The organism is Pedococcus sp. P2_A3 (genome assembly GCF_056405035.1).
Genome location: NZ_JBFUCW010000003.1, coordinates 117,236 through 135,470 on the forward strand (window position 1 = coordinate 117,236; position 18,235 = coordinate 135,470).

Consider the following 18,235-nt stretch of genomic DNA (forward strand, 5'->3'; position numbering starts at 1 on the left):
CGCATAGGGTTGCCCGCGTGCGTATTGCCACCTGGAACGTCAACTCGATCCGCTCCCGCATCGACCGCGTGGAGGCCTGGCTGCAACGCAGCGACGTCGACGTGCTGGCCATCCAGGAGACCAAGGCCACCGACGCGCAGTTCCCGTTCGACCGGCTCTCGGCGCTCGGCTACGAGGTCGCCCACCACGGCCTCAACCACTGGAACGGCGTGGCCATCGTGTCCAGGGTCGGCATCGAGGACGTCACGCCCTCGTTCGCCGACGCCCCCGCGTGGGGCGACCCGCCGGTCGTGGAGGCCCGAGCGCTGACGGCTACCTGTGGGGACATCCGAGTCACCTCGGTGTACGTGCCCAACGGCCGCGAGATCGAGGATCCCCACATGGTCTACAAGCTCGACTGGCTGGCTCGCCTGCGCGACCTGGCGCAGCAGTCGGTCGACGCGGGCGAGACCGCCGCCATCATGGGCGACTGGAACATCGCGCCCCAGGACGAGGACGTCTGGTCGATGGAGTACTACCTCGACAAGAGCCACGTCTCCCCCGGCGAGCGCGCGGCGTTCCAGGCGATCCTCGACACCGGGTTCGTCGACGTGGTCAGGCCGCACACCTCCGAGCCCGGCACCTTCACCTACTGGGACTACACGCGGCTGGCCTTCCAGAAGCGGCGCGGCATGCGGATCGACTTCATCCTCGGCACCCCCGCCTTTGCCGATCGGGTGGTCGGGGCCGCCATCGACCGCGAGGAGCGCAAGGGCAAGGGCGCCTCCGACCACGCCCCCGTGGTCGTCCAGCTGGACGCCTGAGCGGCCGCTGAACTTACCGTCGGTAATAATGGGGCGCATGACCTCCCGCACCTTCACCGTCGCCACCGACGACGGGACCCTCGTGCGGGTGGAGGAGCACGCCGCCGCCCCCGGGGTGCGCGACGACCGCCTCACCGTCGTGCTGGCCCACGGCTGGACCCTCACCCGGGACTCCTGGCTGCCGGTGGTCGAGCCGCTCGTGGCTTCGGGAGTTCGGGTCGTGACGTACGACCAGCGGGGTCACGGAGGGTCCAGCGCCTTGCGGGGCGAGACCTCCGTGCGGGTCCTGGGCGACGACCTCGCGTCCGTCCTGGACGTCGTGGCACCCCGCGGACCGGTCGTCCTCGGCGGCCACTCCATGGGCGGCATGACCGTGATGGCGTATGCCGGGCTGCACCCCGACGACTTCCGCTCCCGGGTGGTGGGTGTCGTGCTGGTGTCGACCAGCGCCGACGACCTCAAGAACCGGCTGCGCGCCGTCGAGGCCCGGGCTATGTCCGTGGCCGCGCGGCTGCCACGGATCCCTGCCGGGCGACTCGTCACGCTGAAGGGCCAGCGCCGCCTGCTGTTCGGGGTGGACCCCGACCCGGCCCACGTGCGGCTGACGCGCGACATGGTGGCAGCCACCTCGCTCCCGACGATGGGCCGCTTCTTCGGCGCGCTCGGGGAGCACGACGAGAGCGAGGCGCTCGCCGCGCTCGACGGCATACCGACGCTCGTCCTGGTGGGAGACCGCGACAAGCTCACGCCGCCCCGGCACTCGCGCCGACTGGTGCAGCTGGTGCCGCACGCCGAGCTGCGGGAGCTGCCCGGGCGCGGTCACATGCTGATGTACGAGGCGACCGACGAGGTCGTCGATGCGTTCCGCACCGTGCTCGACGCGGCGACGGCGCCCCGGTCCCGCTGACCGGCCTGCCGCCCGACGACCAGGTGCTGCGTCAGCCGAGCTCAGCCGTGCTCAAGGGTGACCCCGCCGGGGCGAGCTGATCGTCCGCCGGTCGACGCCGGAGCCCCAGGCCGAGCGATGCGAGCGCGCCGAGCAGGGCCGCGACCGCCGCTCCGAGGAACACGGTCTGCACCTGCACGATGCCGGCAGCCAGCAAGGCCTTGGTGTCGGTCTGGTCCGGGAGGGCAGCGACGGTCTGGTAGTAGCGGTGCAACCCGATGGCGGTGAGCAGCGCGAGCCCGACGACCATCCCCACCATGCGAGCGACCACCACCAGCGCGGACGCGACGCCGTGGGCATCTGCCGGCGCGTCAGCCAGGGCCGCGTTGTTGACCGGTGCCAGGGCGAGCCCGATGCCGAGGCCCACCAGCACCAGCACCACCGTCGCCATCGGGCCGTCGAGGGCGCCGTCCCCCCACCCGCTCATGACGAAGAGGCCGACGGTGGCCACCAACAGCCCGCCCCCGCTGACCAGCCCGTCACCCAGCCGCCGCAGCGACCACCCACCCAGCAACGCCCCCACGGGCACGGCCAGCAGGAAGCGCACGAGGACGAAGGCAGCGACCGTCTGCGAGTCGGTCAGGGTCAGGCGCGCGAGCACGGGAACGTCGACGATCACCGCGACCAGGGCGGCGCCCACCAGCAGGCTGACCACGAGCGACGTGCGCGCTCGCCCCCGCACGACACCGCGGGCGACCAACGGCTCGGCCGCCGTGCGGTGCCTCCAGAGGTAGAGGCCGAGCGCGACGGCACCGATCGGCAGCAGCGCGAACCCGAGTGGGCCGACGACCTCGCGCTCGGGGTCGCTGGCCGCGAACGTCAGCACGACGCTGCCCAACGCCAGCCCGAGCAGCAGCGCCCCCGGGAGGTCGGCCCGCCGCAGGAGTCCCCACCAGCGCGGGGCGGTCACCCCGATGAGCAGCACCACGAGCCCGATCGCCACGAGGCCGATCGGGGTCAGTACCCGTGACGTGGAGTCGCCGAACGGGACGAACGGCACCCCCAGCGTCACATCGGTGACCAGCCCCGATGGCGCGGCCAGTGCGAGCCCGCCCACGACGAGCGCGAGCGCGCCCAGCACGAGGGGTATGCCGCGTGGTCGCCGCAGCGGCAGCCCGCCGACCGCGACGACGCAGCCGGCCAGCACGAGCCCGGCAAGCACGTTGAGCCAGAAGATCATCCGCCAGCCCGACACCGCCAGGACGGCCGCGCCGAAGACCGGGCCCAGGACGCTGCCGACCTCCTGGACCGCGCCGACGACACCGAGGGGCGTGCCCCTGCGTTCGGCCGGCCAGAGATCGGCCACGATGGCCAGGGTCGCAGGGACGAGCCCGCCACCGCCGATGCCCTGGAGCACCCGTCCCGTGACCAGCACCGGCAGCTCGACCGCGAGGGCGGTGATGGCCGAGCCCACGACGAAGATCATCAGGCACGCGACGAGAATCCGTTGTCGGGCAACGAGATCGGCGAGGCGACCGATGAGTGGCAGCACCGCGATGTAGCCCAGCAGGAAACCGGAGATGATCGGCGTGGCCTTCTGGAGCGCATCGATCCCCAGACCGACTCCCGTCATCATGTCGGTCAGGGCCAGCACGACGACATAGGTGTCGGCCGCGGCCAGCGCCACCGCCACGGAGGCCGTGGCGAGCAGGGCCCTAGGGGCGGGTGATTGCAACGGGCTGCGCCAGGCTCGTGAGCCGCAGGGAGTAGGTGGAGGTCGACCCCTTGTAGAACGGGCCCTTCAACAGCACGGTGCGGAGCTGCTTCTGCTCGGTGACCCCGTAGGTCACGTCGAAGGTGCCGGACCGGTCGCCGATGACGAACAGGTCGGCCACGGCGTCTCCGGGCACCGTGCCGGTGAACGTGGTGAGGACCTCCGACCCGTCGCGCACCTTGTCGGCCTTCTTGAGTGCCTGGGTCTTGCCGATGAGGCTCGTGATGCCCGTCTGCTTGTCGAACAGCTGGGCCGGGTTGGGGGCGCCGTAGGTCGCCGGGTCGATCTTGTTGTACCCCGGCGTGAAGAACTTCATGTAGACGTCCTGCTCCACGGCGATCACTTCCACCGTCCCCGTCACACCGGCGATGGTCGCGTTGAGCGTGCCCTTGAACGACGGAGGCGTGAAGAGGCCGGTGCCCTTGGCCCCCGAGACACCGATGGCCTTGCTGGGCAGGCCGGTGGCCTCGAGGGTGAACGTGACGGCCGGGCTCTTCTCGAGGTTGGTCCGAGCCGCCGCAAGCTGTTCGGTGGGCGTCCCTTCCTTGGCGGGGGTGTCGTCTCCGGACGAACAGCCCACGAGCGTGAGTGCCGCGATGCCGACGATGGCGATTCCCCTGAGGCGCATGCCCCGAGGGTAGTCGGAGGGGACGGCTCCCCATGGTCGCAACGCGGGCACCCGTCGATGCGGGACCCCCACCGCCGGGGCGACGCCGGCTTCCTCAGGGGAGTCGGGCGTCGTCGCCGGGGTGGACGCGGAGCCAGCGGAAGCCGTAGCCGTCGAGGGCGAGGGTCACCCGGCCCCGGTCGTCGGTCCGCTCCTCGCCGGGCTGGAGCAGGTCGACCAGCAGCACCGCGTGGTCGGCGACCGTGAGCTCGACCTCCGCAGCCTCCGAGGAGAGGTTGTGCACCGCGACCACTGCGGCGTCCTCCCAGGCGGAGCGATGGGCCAGGACGGCGTGGTCGGGCTGCGGCAGCACCTCGAAGGAGCCCCAGCCCATCTCGGGACAGGAGCGGTATGCCGCGATGAGACCGCGCATGAAGCTCCACTGCGAGTCGGGGTCGCGCCGCTGCTGGGCTGCGTTCACGTGGGCCGGCCCGTACCCGCCCTCCACGACGGGGCTGACCAGCTTGCGCGGCGGGGCGGTCGAGAAGCCGCCATTGCGCCCGGCCGTCCACTGCATCGGGGTGCGCACCGCCATCCGGCCCTCCGCCGCGAGGTCCTCGCCCATGCCGAGCTCCTCGCCGTAGAAGATCGTCGGCGTCCCGGGCAGCGAGAACAGCAGGGCGTAGACCAGGCGCAGCCGCCGGGGGTCGCCGTCCAGCATGCCGGGCAGGCGGCGCTTCAGACCGCGCCCGTAGATCTGCATCTCCGGCTCGGGACCGAACGCGTCGAACACCTCCTGCCGCTGGCCGTCGGTGAGCTTGTCCAGGGTGAGCTCGTCGTGGTTGCGCACGAAGGTCGCCCACTGGCAGCTCTGCTGGATCGCCGGGCGCTGGCGGAGCGCCTTGGTCAGCGGTCGCACGTCGCCCCGCGCCAGGGACAGGTAGAGGTTCTGCATCGTGATGAAGTCGAACATCATGTGCAGCTCGTCGGCGGCGTTGCCCCCGAAGTACTTCTTCTGGTCCCGGTGGGGCAGGTTGACCTCGCCCAGCAGGATCGCGTTGCCCTTGCGCCGGTTGACGAACGCGCGCAGGTCGCGCAGGTACTGGTGCGGGTCAGCCGGCACGTCCGGTCGCGAGGGGTCGGCCGCGGCGGTCTCGACGTCGTCCACGAAGAACGGGACCGCGTCGACCCGGAAGCCGTCGAGGCCCAGCTCGAGCCAGAACCCCATGGTCCGCGCGATCTCCTCACGAACGCTCTGGTTCGCGACGTTGAGGTCGGGCTGGTAGCGGTAGAAGTGGTGCAGGTACCACTCGTCGGTCCGGGGGTCCTTCTCCCAGATGCTGTCCTCCTTGTCCGGGAAGACCACCTGGTCCGAGCTGTCCGGCGGGGTGTCGGCCCGCCAGACGTACCAGTCGCGGTAGCGGTTGTCCTTGCTGCGACGGGCGGCCTTGAACCACGGGTGCTGGTCGGAGGTGTGGTTGATGACGACGTCGGCGATGACCCTGATGCCGCGGTCGTTGGCGGTGCGGATGACCTCGACCAGCTGCCCGTGGGTGCCGAGCCTGTGGTCCACGCCGTAGAGGTCCGTGACGTCGTAGCCGTCGTCGCGGTCGGGGGTGGGGTAGAACGGCATCAGCCACAGGCACGTGACCCCCAGCTCGGCGAGGTAGTCCACCCGCTCGGCGAGCCCTCCCAGGTCGCCGATCCCGTCGCCGTCGGAGTCGTAGAAGGTCTCGACGTCGAGGCAGTAGATGACCGCCGTCTTCCACCACTGGTCGCTCGTGTCGGTGACGCGCATGCCTCCACCTAAGCGGACCAACGACCGCACCGCACCTGACCAGCGGGTATGCCGCGCAGCCGGCCACGCGGCCCACCGTCCGGCCGAAGGGCGCCCCGGGGTTCAGCCCACGTCGCGGGGGGTGGCCTCGTGACCGGCCCGCCCATCGGTGCGGCGGTCGGCCTTCATCTCGGCCTCGAACACGTGCCGTCGACCCTGCACCAGCTCGTCCCGCACCTGCTTCTCGAGCCTCTTGAAGTCGGCGTAGTAGCCGTCGTCGAACTCCTCGACGACCTGGAAGGTCCACCGACCGCCCAGCACGTTGCGCCCCACGAGCTCGTCCTCCAGCTGCGTCGCCAGCTCACTGTGGCCGGCCGCGCGCAGCTGGTCACAGGCCTCGCCCAGCGCGAGGTCGGCCGAGCCGGTCAGCCGGTGCAGGCCGTACAGCCGACCCCGCACCTCCTCGATGGTCTCGAACGCCTCGCTCAGCTTGCCGACCGCCTCGACCGTGGCGTCGCTGACGCCGGCGGGGCGGCGGTCCAGTTCCTGCTCACCCGAAGTCATGCTGCTCACCCGAAGTCATGCCCCCAGTCTGCGCGGCAAGCCGCCCGGCGCGCACTTCGGGACACCGTCAGCCGCCCCCGCGGGCGTCGTGCCTGCCCCAACCTCCGGACACCGCCAGATCGAGGGCGCCCACATCCGGACAAAGCGCCGCAGGGAACGTATGCTCCCCCGGGGGGCCGTGAGCGCGGTTCCCGGAAGGGGAACTCACACCATGATTCGTCGCACGAAGTCGTCACGCGCCGCCGCGTTGGCGACCTCCGCAGCCGCCGCAGCACTCGCCCTCACGGTCGTCGCCGCGCCGGCCCAGGCTCGCACCATCGACCCCCTGGCCTACCAGGGACCGGCGTCGACCGGCGCCGCCTCGGGCGCCAAGCGCACCGGCGCCACCACCAGCGCCACCACCGACTCGACCACCAGCTCGACCACCCGCACCCAGAGCGCAGCCGCCGCCACCAACTGYGGTCTCGTCACGCACCTGAGCTCCGCGGCCGACGGCCTCAAGGCCGGTTTCGTCGAGAACGGCGCCGCCACCCTCTACTCCTTCGGCGGAGCAGGAACGGCGCTGAAGGCCGGCGCCTACATCAACACCACGGGACGCGACCCCCTCGTCGAGAACTACCTCGCCGTCGGTGAGACCGGCGACCTGCTGCACGTCACGGTCACGATCCGCGGCGCGGCCACGGGCAACCCGACGTTCACCACCGCCTACAAGAGCCCGTGGGTCGGCTGGGGCACGAACGTCCGCTCGCTGACGGCCAGCGGCCCGTACCTGTACGCACTGATCGGCAGCGGGCTGCACCGCTACCAGATCGGCAGCGACTTCATGCCGACCAAGCGGGTCGCGGTCAACACCACCGGTTGGAGCAGCTTGCGCACCATGAGCTACTCCGGCACCGCCAACCTCGACGGTGGCAACGCCGACGGCATCCTCATGACGACCACCGGTGGCGCCCTGATCGAGTACGTGCTGCCCCACTCGGCCCCGTCCAAGTGGCTGAAGGGCGTCCTTGCCCCCAGCGGCTGGAACGTGTTCAAGCACGTCTCCGCCGGCTCGTGCGACGGTGTCGCCCGCAACATCGTGGGCATCACGCCCACCGGTGTCGTGCACAACTACATCGACGCCAACCGTTTCGACCTGAGCGGCGCCGACATCCGTCGCACCGGCCAGATCGCGAGCGACTGGCAGGCGGACTACTACTTCGACTGAGGTCCGCCCTCACCAGCACGACTGAAGGGGTATGCCGGGTGGTCACCACCCGGCATACCCCTTCGGCTTGGTGCGCTCAGCGCAGGACGAGAGCGTCCGCGGACTCGTCGAGGTCGACCGTGACGGTGTCACCGTCGCGCACCCGCCCCCCGAGGACGGCCTTGGCGAGCCGGTCGCCGATCTCCTTCTGCACCAGCCTCCGCAGCGGCCGCGCCCCGTAGGCCGGGTCGTAGCCCGTGATCGCGAGCCACTCCCGTGCCGCGTCGGTCACCTCGAGGGTGATCCGGCGGTCGACCAGCCGCGTGGCCAGGGCCCGCACCTGGAGCTCGACGATGTGGCCCAGCTCCGCAGAAGTGAGGGCGTCGAAGATGACGACCTCGTCGAGGCGGTTGAGGAACTCCGGCTTGAAGCTCGCGCGCACGACGCCCATGACGGCCTCGCGCCTCACCGAGTCCTCCATCGTCGGGTCGATGAGGAACTGGCTGCCGAGGTTGCTGGTCATCACGAGGATGACGTTGCGGAAGTCGACCGTGCGGCCCTGGCCGTCGGTGAGCCGACCGTCGTCGAGCACCTGCAGCAGGATGTCGAAGGTCTCCGGGTGCGCCTTCTCGACCTCGTCGAGCAGCACCACCGAGTAAGGGCGCCGGCGCACTGCCTCGGTGAGCTGGCCACCCTCCTCGTAGCCGACGTACCCGGGGGGCGCCCCGATCAGCCGGGCGACCGCGTGCCGCTCGGAGTACTCGCTCATGTCGATGCGAACCATGGCCCGCTCGTCGTCGAACAGGAAGTCGGCGAGCGACTTGGCGAGCTCGGTCTTGCCGACCCCGGTGGGGCCGAGGAAGAGGAACGAACCAGTCGGGCGGTCAGGGTCGGCGAGGCCTGCCCGTGACCGCCGGACAGCGTCGGACACGGCCTCGACCGCCGCAGACTGGCCGATCAGGCGCGAGCCGATGATGGACTCCATCGACAGCAGCTTCTCGGTCTCGCCCTGCAGCAGCCGGCCGGCGGGGATGCCGGTCCACGCCGAGATCACCTCGGCGATGTCGTCGGCACCGACGCGCTCCTTCACCATGAGGTCGGCGCCCCGCCTCCCCTTCGCCACCTCGTCCTCGTTGGCGAGGGCGAGCGCCTTCTCGAGCTCGGGGATCTCACCGAACTCGATCCGGCTGGCCGTCTCGAAGTCGTACTCGCGTCGGGCCTTCTCGAGCCGGGTCCGGGCCTCGTCGATCTGGGTCTTGAGCTCACCGACCCGGTTGAGGCCGGACTTCTCCGACTCCCAGCGGGCGTTGAGGACGGCGAGCTCCTCCGACCGGTTGGCCAGGTCCTCGCGCAGCTTGGCAAGCCGCTCGACCGACGCGTCATCGGTCTCGCGCTCGAGGTGGAGCTCCTCCATCTTGAGGCGGTCGACCGCGCGCCGGAGCTCGTCGATCTCCACCGGGCTCGAGTCGATCTCCATGCGCAGCCGCGACGCGGCCTCGTCGACCAGGTCGATCGCCTTGTCAGGCAGCTGTCGCCCACTGATGTAGCGGTCGGACAGTGACGCGGCCGCCACGAGCGCGGCGTCCTCGATCTCGACCTTGTGGTGCGCCTCGTAGCGCTCCTTGAGGCCGCGCAGGATCGCGATGGTGTCCTCGACCGAGGGCTCGCCGACGAAGACCTGCTGGAAACGCCGCTCGAGGGCGGCGTCCTTCTCGATGTGCTTGCGGTACTCGTCGAGGGTGGTGGCCCCGACGAGGCGCAGCTCGCCCCGCGCGAGCAAGGGCTTGAGCATGTTGCCGGCATCCATCGCCCCTTCGCCGGTGGCGCCGGCGCCGACGACGGTGTGCAGCTCGTCGATGAACGTGACGACCTGTCCGTTGCTGTCCTTGATCTCCTCGAGGACGGCCTTGAGGCGTTCCTCGAACTCGCCGCGGTACTTCGCGCCGGCGACCATGGCCCCCAGGTCGAGGCTGATCAGCCGCTTGTCGCGCAGCGACTCCGGCACGTCGCCGTCCACGATCCGCTGGGCCAGCCCCTCGACGACGGCGGTCTTGCCGACACCGGGCTCACCGATGAGGACCGGGTTGTTCTTCGTGCGGCGCGAGAGCACCTGCACGACCCTGCGGATCTCGGAGTCTCGGCCGATGACGGGGTCGAGCCGACCGTCCCTCGCGGCCTGCGTGAGGTCGGTCCCGTACTTCGCCAGCGCCTCCGCGCTCGCCTCGGGGTTCTCGGAGGTGACCTTGTGACCACCCCGCAGCTGCGGGATCTGGGCCTCGACGGCCTTGGTGTCCACCTGGACCCCCGGCACGGCGTGCTGTTCGAGCAGGGCGAGCAGCAGCACATCGGTGGACAGGAAGGTGTCGCCCATGGCCTGCATCAGGGTCTGGGCGTGCTGGAGGACCTGGAGAGACGTCTGCGCGAGCCCCGGCGGCTGGACGCTGCCCCCGGTCGTCCGAGGCAGTGCCGTCAGCCCACGTCGCGCTGCGGACGCCAGCGCCTGGGCGCTGCTGCCACCGGCGACGAGAAGCGCGTCAGTGGTGGTGTCGGGCTGTTCGGCCAGCGCCAGCGCGACGTGGGCCGGGGTGACCTCGGGGTGACCTGCTCCCTGCGCCTCGCGGTGGGCGAGGGCCAGGGCTTCAGCGGTCTTGGCAGTGGGCTTCAGCTCCATGAATGCGGGCCTCCTGAGACATGCGCGATGAAGAACTGGACATTTAACAGATGAAACTGTCAGAAAGTTGCGTCTATTCCGCTCAACTTTGTGCTCCGAGCCTATCGGCCGAACGGCTACTACTCCTCAAACGCCTGCGGCACCTCATACCGATGGATTAGTTCTTAGGCATGACTTCAGGTATGGTCCAGCGCTTGCAGGGAACGCCCCCCGGAAGGACCTTCGCGTGAACCGGCCCAGAGCCCTGCTTCGAACGACCCATTCCCCCCTCTCCGCCCGGAGAGTCATGGCGATTCGCGTGGCTGCACTTGGTCTGTGCGTGCCCCTCGCCGTCACCGCGGCCATCGGTGCCAGCACGTCTGCGTCGGCCCGCCCGCTCGGCAGCACCGACTTCACCACCATGTCCATCAAGGCCACGGTCACCGGCACGGTCCAACGGGTCGCCTCCTACACGGGCACCGGCGCCCGTGCCGCCGACCTGGCCGGCGCAGCCGGCGTGGGGGCCGCGAGCTACGCCGTCCCCGCCGGGGCGATCTTCGTCGCCACCACGGGTAACGACTACGCGCCCGGCACCGCCGCCGGACCGGTCAAGACCATCACCCGTGCCCTCGCGCTCGCTCCGGCCGGCGGCACCGTGGTGCTGCGCGGCGGCACGTACCACGAGACCGTCACCATCAGCAGCAAGACCGTGACGATCCAGAACTACCCGAATGAAGCCGTGTGGCTGGACGGCTCGGTCCCGGTCACCGGATGGGTGCAGGACGGCACGGTCTGGCGCCACGACGGCTGGACCACCCGCTTCGACGCCAGCGTCGGCTTCACCCAGGGCGCCAAGGACGGCACCACCGCCGGCTGGCAGTTCGTCAACCCGGCATACCCGATGGCCGCCCACCCTGACCAGATGTTCATCGGTGGGGTGCAGCAGCGTCAGGTCGCCTCCCGCGCCAAGGTCGTGCCCGGCACCTTCTTCCTCGACGAGGCCACCTCCCAGCTCTACCTCGGCACCGACCCCACCGGTAAGGCCGTCCGGGGCACCACCCTGAGCAAGGCGATCAGCATCCGGACCAGCGGCACCGTCATCCGGGGCATCGGCATCCACCGCTACGCCCCGAGCATCTGGCACATCGGTGCCGTCACGGTCGAGCGCCCGGGCGTGCGCATCGAGAACGTGCGCATCGAGGACTCGGCCACCATCGGGCTCGGGGTCATCGCCACTGACGCGGTCATCAACCGGACCACCATCCTGCGGGCCGGGCTCCTCGGCATGCACGTCGCGACGGCCGACCGGTTCCAGCTCCTCTCGAGCCGGGTCGACAGCAACAACTGGGAGCGGTTCAACAGCGCGCCCGTCTCGGGCGGCGTCAAGGCCGGCCGCACGCGCGGGATCCTGGTCAAGGACACCTCGATCTCGGGCAACCTCGGCCACGGCTACTGGTCAGACGTCTCCACGTACGACACCAAGGTGCTCAACAGCAACATCGTGCGGAACTCGGCGACCGGCATCTTCCTGGAGATCTCGGCCCGCGGCACGATCGCCAACGATCTCGTCGACGGCAACGGCGCCGAGGGCATCAAGATCAACAACACGTCCAGCGTGACCGTCTACAACAACACCGTGGTCCGCAACGCCCGCCCGATCAACATCGTGCAGGACTCCCGGACGCCCGCGAACACCTCCTACGGCCACGACCCCCGCTACCCCAACGACCCGGAGATGACCTGGCTCGTGGGCCCGGTGACCGTGCGCAACAACGTCTTCGGCCTCCCGAACAGCAGCGCCAACTGCGTCCTGTGCGTCGAGGACTACACGCACACCCGCACGGCCGCCCAGATGGGTGTGACGAGCAACGGCAACGTGTTCAACCGCGTCAATGCCGGCGACCCGGACTGGCTGACCGTCTGGAGCCGCGGCTCGCTCAACCCGAACCCGGCCGTCTACGGCACGCTGTCGGCATACCGCAGCGGCACGGGTCAGGACACGACCAGCCTCGCGTACGACGGCGCCGTCGTGGTGTCCACCACGGGTGGGCTGAGCTCCACCGTGCAGGGCAAGGCCGGCACGGTCGCCGCCGCACTGCCCAGCTCGATCGGTGCCCTCATCGGCCAGCCGACCGGCACGCGGTACCTGGGCGCCTGGGGCCGCTGACCCGGACCGCGTCAGGGATGCCTGGGATGCCAGGGGTGCGCAGGGCGCACCCCTGGCATCCGCGCATCCGGCTCACCGCATTAGCGCATCAGCGCGTCACCGCATCCGGGTCAGGTCAGGGGCGTGGGGTCGGGGTCGTACCAGCCGCCGTGCTCCTCGGCCAAGGCGCTGAACCGGTCGCGCAGCCCGGACTCCACCGGGCCCGACTCGTCGGCGACCATCTCCTCGACCACGTGGACCGCCCACTCGTGGTCCTCGGAGTCGTCCTCGCCCGCCAACGCCTCGCGGACCACGCGGACCTCGGAGAAGCCCTCGTGGGCCAGCTCGGCAGCAACGTCGTCGGCGGTCTCTCGGTCGGGGAAGACCAGCAGGTGCTCACTCACGGGCACGAGTATGCCGCGCGGCCGCGGTCACTCGGTCCACCGACAGGCCCGCTCCAGCCGGGCCCGCTCGGCCGGACCCGCACACGACAGCCGGAAGCGGACCCAGCGCTCCGGAACCTTCATGTGCCAGACGAAGTCGTCCCAGTCGCTGGCGACGGCGAGACGGCGCTCCATGACGGCGAGGGGCATGGCGCGCCGGGCCGCCTCGCGCTCCACCCTTCGCTCGGTGGCGGACGCCGCCCACCCGGTGCACACGGTGTCGCCGCGCTCGGCGTGCACGAGCTCGTGCCAGAGGGAGCGACGCTCCTCCTCGAGACTGCGCCCGGAGCGGAGCACGATCGCCCGTCGCCCGTGGTAGTAGCGACCGGGCTCGGCGATGGGTTGTCGCAGCATCACCACGTCGCGCATCTCGCGCAGCACCGCCCAGGGGTCAGGAACCCCGGATGCGTCGCTCGATGGCGTCAAGCCTGCTCCTCACGTCGTCGATCAGGGCGAGGACCTCCTCGTCACTGACCCCTGACCGCACCCGGGAGCCCGGAGCGGTCACGAAGCCCCCATCTTGCGACGACGCACCGACAGGCTCACCGCGGTCGTCCAGCCCCAGCACCTCGAGCACCCTCGCGCGCTTGACGTCCTGGACCCCCAACCCGTCCTCGACGCGCTTCCACGTGATCGAGGAGATCCGGGCCTCCCGGGCGGCCTGCTCCTTGCTCCAGCCGGCGGAGAGGCGGGCGCGTTCGACGCGCTTGCCCAGGCGTTCGAGCTGCTCAGAGTTCATGAGCCGCATCTTGCCAGTCACACCCAGTCACTTCTAGTCCTGCTCAGTCACGCGTGGGCCAGCACGGCATACCGGGGCCGCGGGAGGTGGGCCCGTCGACGGTGCGGTGCGGCGCGAGCAGAGCGAATCTCCCTGCCTTCCTGTGGACCCTGTGCAGAACTCTTGCTCGGGCGACCGTTGTTGACTAGGTTCACGGGCATGCCTAGGGAAACGCCGCCAAAGCGAGCGATCGAGGTGCACGGCTACGCACTGCGCGTCATCCGCCAGGCCAGGGGGAGGACCGTGACCGACCTCTGCGCGGCCCTCGAGGTCGACCCGTCCTACATCCGCCACCTCGAGAACGGCAGCAAGCTGCGCGTCAGCCCCGAGTTCTACGCCTCACTCCTGCGCGAGCTGCAGATCGAGGACTACCGCGCACTCCTGGCCACGGCACCGCTGCGCGATGCGGTGTCCGCCTGAGCGGCCCTGCGGCCGTCAGTGCTGGGTGGGGCGCCAGACCACGAGGGCCTGGGAGCGCTGCAGCCGCGGGCGCTGGCCGGCCCGCACCGCGATCACGTCACCCGTGGGGCCGACGGCGAAGACCCGGGAGCCGGCCCGGGCTTGCGACGAGCGACGCGAGCGCTCGAGCTCGTCGGTCAGCTCGAGCACCCGGCCACGCAGGGCAGCCACCTGGTTCTCGAGCTCCATGATGCGCTGGATACCGGCGAGGCTGACGCCCTCCTCCTGCGACAGGCGCTGCACCTCCCGGAGCATCGCCACGTCGCGCCCGGAGTAGCGACGACCTCCGCCTCGCGTCCGCGACGGGCTGACCAGGCCGAGGCGGTCGTACTGCCGCAAGGTCTGGGCGTGCATCCCGGCCAGGGTGGCCGCGACCGAGATGACGAAGATCGGGGAGTCGTCGTCAGGGGAGTAGTGGCGGAGGTCGGCCATGACCGTCACCGGCGCGCGTTCGCGAAGAGCTCTGCTCGCGGGTCAAACCCCTCGTCGAGCGCTTGGAGGGTCTCGACCGCCGCCATCGCCTCGTCGGAGAGTCGCTGCGGCACCACGATCGCGACCTTGGCCATGAGGTCGCCCGGATGGTCCTTCCGGGGCACCCCGCGGCCCTTGATCCGCAGCACCCGGCCGCTCGGCGTGCCCGGGGCCACGCGCACCTTCACGGTGGAACCGTCGAGGGTGGGCACCGCCACGGTGGCGCCCAGCGTCGCCTCGGCGAAGGTCACCGGCAGCTCGATGGTGAGGTTGTCGCCCTCGCGACCGAAGACGGGGTGCTTCTCCACGGCGACGGTGAGGATCAGGTCGCCCGCGGGAGCGCCGGAGTCGCCGGGCTGGCCCTTGCCGCGCAGGCGGATCTTCTGACCGTCCTTGACCCCGGCCGGGATGCGCGTCGTGATCTGACCCCCACCCGTGGTGCCGAGGGTGACGGTGGCGCCTTCGACGGCGTCGCGGAACGACAGGCTCGTGCGGGCGGTCAGGTCCGCGCCCTTGCGCGGCCCCTGGGGTGCGCGGAAACCTGCGCCTCCGTAGGCCGGGCCGGCGCCTCCCCCGAACATCCCACCGAGGATGTCCTCGAGGTTGGGCTCCCCGCTGCCTCCGGTGGAGTAGCGGACGCGGGTGCCACCGCCGCGCCCCCCGCCACCGAACATCGAGGAGAAGACGTCGTCGAAGCCGCCGGCTCCGCCACCAGGGCCACCGGCGGTGAACCTGGCCCCGCCGCGGGCCATCTGGCGCACGGCGTCGTACTCGCGGCGCTTCTCGGGGTCGGACAGCACCGAGTTGGCCTCGCCGACGTCCTTGAACCGCTGCTCGGCGGCGGCGTCACCCGGGTTCTTGTCGGGGTGGTGGGCCCGGGCGAGCTTGCGGTACGCCTTCTTGATCGCCGCGCCGTCGGCGTCCTGGGGGACGCCGAGGATCGCGTAGAAGTCCTTCTCGAACCAGTCTTGGCTAGCCATGTCGGCGCCCTCCTCTCAACGGTGCGGTGCAGGTTTCGGGCCAGGTGGGCGAGAAACCGGCGATCGGCGTCATGCTGTGAATGATGCGGCCGTCACTCAGGATCGGCCACGGCGACGCGCGCGGCACGCAGGATCTGCTCGCCGGCGCGGTAGCCGGGCTGGAGCACCTGGACCACGGTCGTCGAGTCGGTCGGCTCCACCGAGCCGTCCTGGGGCCACGCGGTGTGCATCAGGGCCTCGTGCAGGTTGGGGTCGAACTGCTCCCCGGCCGCGCCGTAGCGCTCCAGACCGAACTTGCCGAGCGTCGACTCCAGCTTGTCGGCGATGGCCGCGAAGGGTCCGTCGGCGAGGTCGCCGTGCTCCCGCGCCGCGTGGATGTCGTCCAGCACCGGCAGCAGGGCCTCGATCACCGACTGGGCGGCGCGCTCCTGCACGACGGCGCGGTCGCGGTCGACCCGGCGCTTGTAGTTGACGTACTCGGCCTGCAGTCGCTGGAGGTCGGCCAGCCGCTCCCCCGCCAGGACGGTGTCCGGGTGGACCTCCGCATCCTGAGCACCCTCTGGGGCGCCCAGGTTGCGGGGGGAGGCGTCACCCTCGTCGAGGATGTCGCCGTGCAGCGGGGCCGCCTCGGCGGTGGTGGGCTCGACGGTCTCGCCGGCGCCCACCACCTCCTCGGCACCGTCAGGCGTGGGGGCCTGGTCGGTCACTTCTTCTCCTCGTCGTCTTCGACGACCTCGGCGTCCACGACGTCGTCGTCGGACGCACCCGCGCCGGCCGAGCCGGAGCCGTCGGAGGCCGCGCCGTCACCGGCGGTGCCGGCCTGCTCGGACTCGGCGGCCGCGGCATACATCGCGGTGCCCAGCTTCTGGGACTCCTCGGAGAGCTTCGAGGTCTTGGCCGAGATGTCCTCGGACGAGGCCCCCGACTCCGGCTTCAGCGCTTCCTTGAGGTCCGCGAGCGCCGCGTCGACGTCGCCACGACCGTCGGCCGGGAGCTTGTCGGCGTTGTCGGTGAGGAACTTCTCGGTCGAGTAGACGAGGTTCTCCGCGGTGTTGCGGGCCTCGGTCTCCTCGCGACGCTTCTTGTCCTCGTCGGCGTGGGCCTCGGCCTCCTTGATCATCCGCTCGATGTCCTCCTTGGCGAGGGCCGAGCCGCCGGAGATCGTGATCTTCTGCTCCTGGCCGGTGCCGCGGTCCTTGGCCGACACGTTGACGATGCCGTTGGCGTCGATGTCGAAGGTGACCTCGACCTGCGGCACGCCACGGGGGGCCGGGGCGATGCCGCTGAGCTCGAAGGTGCCCAGCTGCTTGTTGTGCTGCGCGATCTCGCGCTCGCCCTGGAAGACCTGGATGAGCACGCTCGGCTGGTTGTCCTCAGCGGTGGAGAACACCTCGGAGCGCTTGGTCGGGATGGCCGTGTTGCGCTCGATGAGCTTGGTGAAGAGCCCACCCTTGGTCTCGATGCCGAGCGAGAGCGGCGTGACGTCGATGAGGAGGACGTCCTTGCGCTCGCCCTTGAGGACACCGGCCTGCAGGCTCGCGCCGACGGCGACGACCTCGTCAGGGTTGACGCCCTTGTTGGGCTCCTTGCCACCGGTGAGCTCCTTGACGAGCGCGCTCACGGCCGGCATGCGGGTCGAGCCACCGACGAGGACCACGTGGTCGATGTCGGACAGCGCGATCCCCGCGTCCTTGATCACGTTGTGGAACGGCTGCTTGGTCCGGTCGAGCAGGTCCTTGGTCAGCTGCTCGAACTGGGCGCGGCTGATCGTCTCCTCGAGGTGGATCGGGCCGTTCTCGGACATCGAGAGGTACTGCATCGACACGTTGGTGCTGGTCGAGGAGGAGAGCTCCTTCTTGGCCTGCTCCGCCGCGTCGCGCAGGCGCTGCATCGCGATCTTGTCCTTGGACAGGTCGACACCCGAGGTGTTCTTCACGGTGGTGAGGAGGTGGTTGACGATGCGCTCGTCCCAGTCGTCGCCACCGAGCTGGTTGTCACCGCTGGTCGCGCGGACCTGGATGGTCGAGAAGCCGTCCTCCGGGTCCTTGCCGACCTCGAGGAGGGACACGTCGAAGGTGCCGCCACCGAGGTCGAAGACGAGGATGAGCTCGTCCTCCTTGCCCTTGTCGAGACCGTAGGCGAGGGCGGCCGCGGTGGGCTCGTTGATGATGCGCAGGACGTTGAGGCCCGCGATCTCACCGGCCTCCTTGGTGGCCTGGCGCTCGTGGTCGTCGAAGTACGCGGGGACGGTGATGACGGCGTCCGTCACGTCCTCACCGAGGTAGGACTCGGCGTCGCGCTTGAGCTTCTGCAGGATGCGGGCGCTGATCTCCTGCGCCGTGTAGGTCTTGCCGTCGATCTCCGGCGACTTCCAGTCGGTGCCGATGTGGCGCTTGACGGAGCGGATGGTCCGGTCGACGTTGGTGACGGCCTGGCGCTTGGCGATCTCGCCGACCAGCACCTCACCGCCCTTGGAGAACGCCACGACGGACGGGGTCGTGCGACCGCCCTCCGCGTTGGCGATGATCGTCGGCTCCCCGCCCTCGAGGACGGCGACGGCCGAGTTGGTGGTACCGAGGTCGATGCCGACCGCACGTGCCATGGTGAATCTCCTGTGTGTCTGGGTGACGCTGGGTTGAGTTGCCTGCACTCAAGTTAGGAGCCTGTATGCCGCGTGGCAAATCCGAGCGCCAAACTTGCGTTCACTCGAC

The 18,235-nt window shown here is 70.4% G+C and carries 17 protein-coding genes; 5 read left to right on the forward strand and 12 right to left on the reverse strand.

What is annotated here, in order from left to right:
• Positions 1–17 precede the first annotated feature (17 nt).
• Complete coding sequence (locus AC1DX8_RS03915; protein WP_477628598.1) at positions 18–803, forward strand: exodeoxyribonuclease III; 786 nt, start codon at positions 18–20, stop codon at positions 801–803.
• Between the two features lie 37 nt (positions 804–840).
• Positions 841–1,710, forward strand: coding sequence for an alpha/beta fold hydrolase (locus tag AC1DX8_RS03920; RefSeq protein WP_477628599.1), 870 nt, complete (start codon positions 841–843; stop codon positions 1,708–1,710).
• 31 nt (positions 1,711–1,741) lie between these two features.
• On the opposite strand, the gene AC1DX8_RS03925 is transcribed toward AC1DX8_RS03920, so the two are convergent.
• From AC1DX8_RS03925 to AC1DX8_RS03940, 4 genes are all read right to left on the reverse strand, one after another.
• A complete protein-coding gene (locus AC1DX8_RS03925; RefSeq protein WP_477628600.1) occupies positions 1,742–3,424 on the reverse strand; it encodes an MFS transporter in 1,683 nt (560 codons plus the stop codon).
• Entirely contained in the window at positions 3,405–4,091 is a 687-nt protein-coding gene (locus AC1DX8_RS03930) for an LppX_LprAFG lipoprotein (RefSeq protein ID WP_477628601.1), read from the reverse strand. Before AC1DX8_RS03930 ends, AC1DX8_RS03925 begins: the two co-directional genes overlap by 20 nt.
• Positions 4,092–4,185: 94 nt before the next feature.
• The gene (locus tag AC1DX8_RS03935; protein ID WP_477628602.1) at positions 4,186–5,868 is read right to left on the reverse strand and encodes an alpha-amylase family protein; all 1,683 of its coding nucleotides are present in this window, start codon (positions 5,866–5,868) and stop codon (positions 4,186–4,188) included.
• 102 nt (positions 5,869–5,970) lie between these two features.
• Positions 5,971–6,411, reverse strand: a complete 441-nt coding sequence (locus AC1DX8_RS03940; RefSeq protein ID WP_477628683.1) for a hypothetical protein — start codon at positions 6,409–6,411, stop codon at positions 5,971–5,973.
• A 211-nt stretch (positions 6,412–6,622) separates the two neighbouring features.
• Here AC1DX8_RS03940 and AC1DX8_RS03945 point away from each other — a divergent pair, with 211 nt between their 5' ends.
• On the forward strand, positions 6,623–7,618 hold the full coding sequence (locus AC1DX8_RS03945) for a hypothetical protein (RefSeq protein WP_477628603.1): 996 nt from the start codon (positions 6,623–6,625) through the stop codon (positions 7,616–7,618).
• Positions 7,619–7,694: 76 nt separating this feature from the next.
• Here the strand turns inward: AC1DX8_RS03945 and clpB are convergent, their stop codons facing one another.
• Positions 7,695–10,268 carry an ATP-dependent chaperone ClpB gene (gene clpB, locus AC1DX8_RS03950; RefSeq protein ID WP_477628604.1) on the reverse strand — a complete coding sequence of 858 codons (2,574 nt, stop codon included), beginning with the start codon at positions 10,266–10,268 and terminating at the stop codon, positions 7,695–7,697.
• Positions 10,269–10,566: 298 nt separating this feature from the next.
• Here clpB and AC1DX8_RS03955 point away from each other — a divergent pair, with 298 nt between their 5' ends.
• On the forward strand, positions 10,567–12,414 hold the full coding sequence (locus AC1DX8_RS03955) for a right-handed parallel beta-helix repeat-containing protein (protein ID WP_477628605.1): 1,848 nt from the start codon (positions 10,567–10,569) through the stop codon (positions 12,412–12,414).
• 110 nt (positions 12,415–12,524) lie between these two features.
• On the opposite strand, the gene AC1DX8_RS03960 is transcribed toward AC1DX8_RS03955, so the two are convergent.
• The 3 genes from AC1DX8_RS03960 to AC1DX8_RS03970 are packed head-to-tail and all read right to left on the reverse strand — an operon-like array spanning position 12,525 to position 13,575.
• Entirely contained in the window at positions 12,525–12,797 is a 273-nt protein-coding gene (locus tag AC1DX8_RS03960; RefSeq protein WP_477628606.1) for a ribonuclease E inhibitor RraB, read from the reverse strand.
• A 27-nt stretch (positions 12,798–12,824) separates the two neighbouring features.
• The gene (locus AC1DX8_RS03965; protein ID WP_477628607.1) at positions 12,825–13,262 is read right to left on the reverse strand and encodes a hypothetical protein; all 438 of its coding nucleotides are present in this window, start codon (positions 13,260–13,262) and stop codon (positions 12,825–12,827) included.
• Positions 13,228–13,575, reverse strand: coding sequence for a helix-turn-helix domain-containing protein (locus AC1DX8_RS03970; protein ID WP_477628608.1), 348 nt, complete (start codon positions 13,573–13,575; stop codon positions 13,228–13,230). Before AC1DX8_RS03970 ends, AC1DX8_RS03965 begins: the two co-directional genes overlap by 35 nt.
• Before the next feature lie 198 nt (positions 13,576–13,773).
• Between AC1DX8_RS03970 and AC1DX8_RS03975 the strand changes: the two genes are divergently transcribed.
• Positions 13,774–14,034, forward strand: coding sequence for a helix-turn-helix domain-containing protein (locus AC1DX8_RS03975; RefSeq protein WP_477628609.1), 261 nt, complete (start codon positions 13,774–13,776; stop codon positions 14,032–14,034).
• A 15-nt stretch (positions 14,035–14,049) separates the two neighbouring features.
• Here AC1DX8_RS03975 and AC1DX8_RS03980 read toward each other — a convergent pair whose 3' ends face one another.
• The 4 genes from AC1DX8_RS03980 to dnaK form a co-directional block, all read right to left on the reverse strand.
• The gene (locus tag AC1DX8_RS03980) at positions 14,050–14,505 is read right to left on the reverse strand and encodes a heat shock protein transcriptional repressor HspR (protein ID WP_477628610.1); all 456 of its coding nucleotides are present in this window, start codon (positions 14,503–14,505) and stop codon (positions 14,050–14,052) included.
• A 5-nt stretch (positions 14,506–14,510) separates the two neighbouring features.
• Positions 14,511–15,524, reverse strand: a complete 1,014-nt coding sequence (locus AC1DX8_RS03985; protein ID WP_477628611.1) for a DnaJ C-terminal domain-containing protein — start codon at positions 15,522–15,524, stop codon at positions 14,511–14,513.
• Between the two features lie 92 nt (positions 15,525–15,616).
• Entirely contained in the window at positions 15,617–16,231 is a 615-nt protein-coding gene (grpE, locus tag AC1DX8_RS03990) for a nucleotide exchange factor GrpE (protein WP_477628612.1), read from the reverse strand.
• Positions 16,228–18,126, reverse strand: coding sequence for a molecular chaperone DnaK (gene dnaK / locus AC1DX8_RS03995; protein WP_477628613.1), 1,899 nt, complete (start codon positions 18,124–18,126; stop codon positions 16,228–16,230). Before dnaK ends, grpE begins: the two co-directional genes overlap by 4 nt.
• Positions 18,127–18,235: the final 109 nt, after the last annotated feature.

Coding starts and splice junctions, on each gene's coding strand:
- AC1DX8_RS03985 (WP_477628611.1), bottom strand. CDS start 15,524: ATGGCTAGCCAAGACTGGTTCGAGAAGGACTTCTACGCGATCCTCGGC.
- AC1DX8_RS03920 (WP_477628599.1), top strand. CDS start 841: ATGACCTCCCGCACCTTCACCGTCGCCACCGACGACGGGACCCTCGTG.
- AC1DX8_RS03980 (WP_477628610.1), bottom strand. CDS start 14,505: ATGGCCGACCTCCGCCACTACTCCCCTGACGACGACTCCCCGATCTTC.
- clpB (WP_477628604.1), bottom strand. CDS start 10,268: ATGGAGCTGAAGCCCACTGCCAAGACCGCTGAAGCCCTGGCCCTCGCC.
- AC1DX8_RS03975 (WP_477628609.1), top strand. CDS start 13,774: ATGCCTAGGGAAACGCCGCCAAAGCGAGCGATCGAGGTGCACGGCTAC.
- AC1DX8_RS03970 (WP_477628608.1), bottom strand. CDS start 13,575: ATGAACTCTGAGCAGCTCGAACGCCTGGGCAAGCGCGTCGAACGCGCC.
- AC1DX8_RS03930 (WP_477628601.1), bottom strand. CDS start 4,091: ATGCGCCTCAGGGGAATCGCCATCGTCGGCATCGCGGCACTCACGCTC.
- AC1DX8_RS03935 (WP_477628602.1), bottom strand. CDS start 5,868: ATGCGCGTCACCGACACGAGCGACCAGTGGTGGAAGACGGCGGTCATC.
- dnaK (WP_477628613.1), bottom strand. CDS start 18,126: ATGGCACGTGCGGTCGGCATCGACCTCGGTACCACCAACTCGGCCGTC.
- AC1DX8_RS03940 (WP_477628683.1), bottom strand. CDS start 6,411: ATGACTTCGGGTGAGCAGGAACTGGACCGCCGCCCCGCCGGCGTCAGC.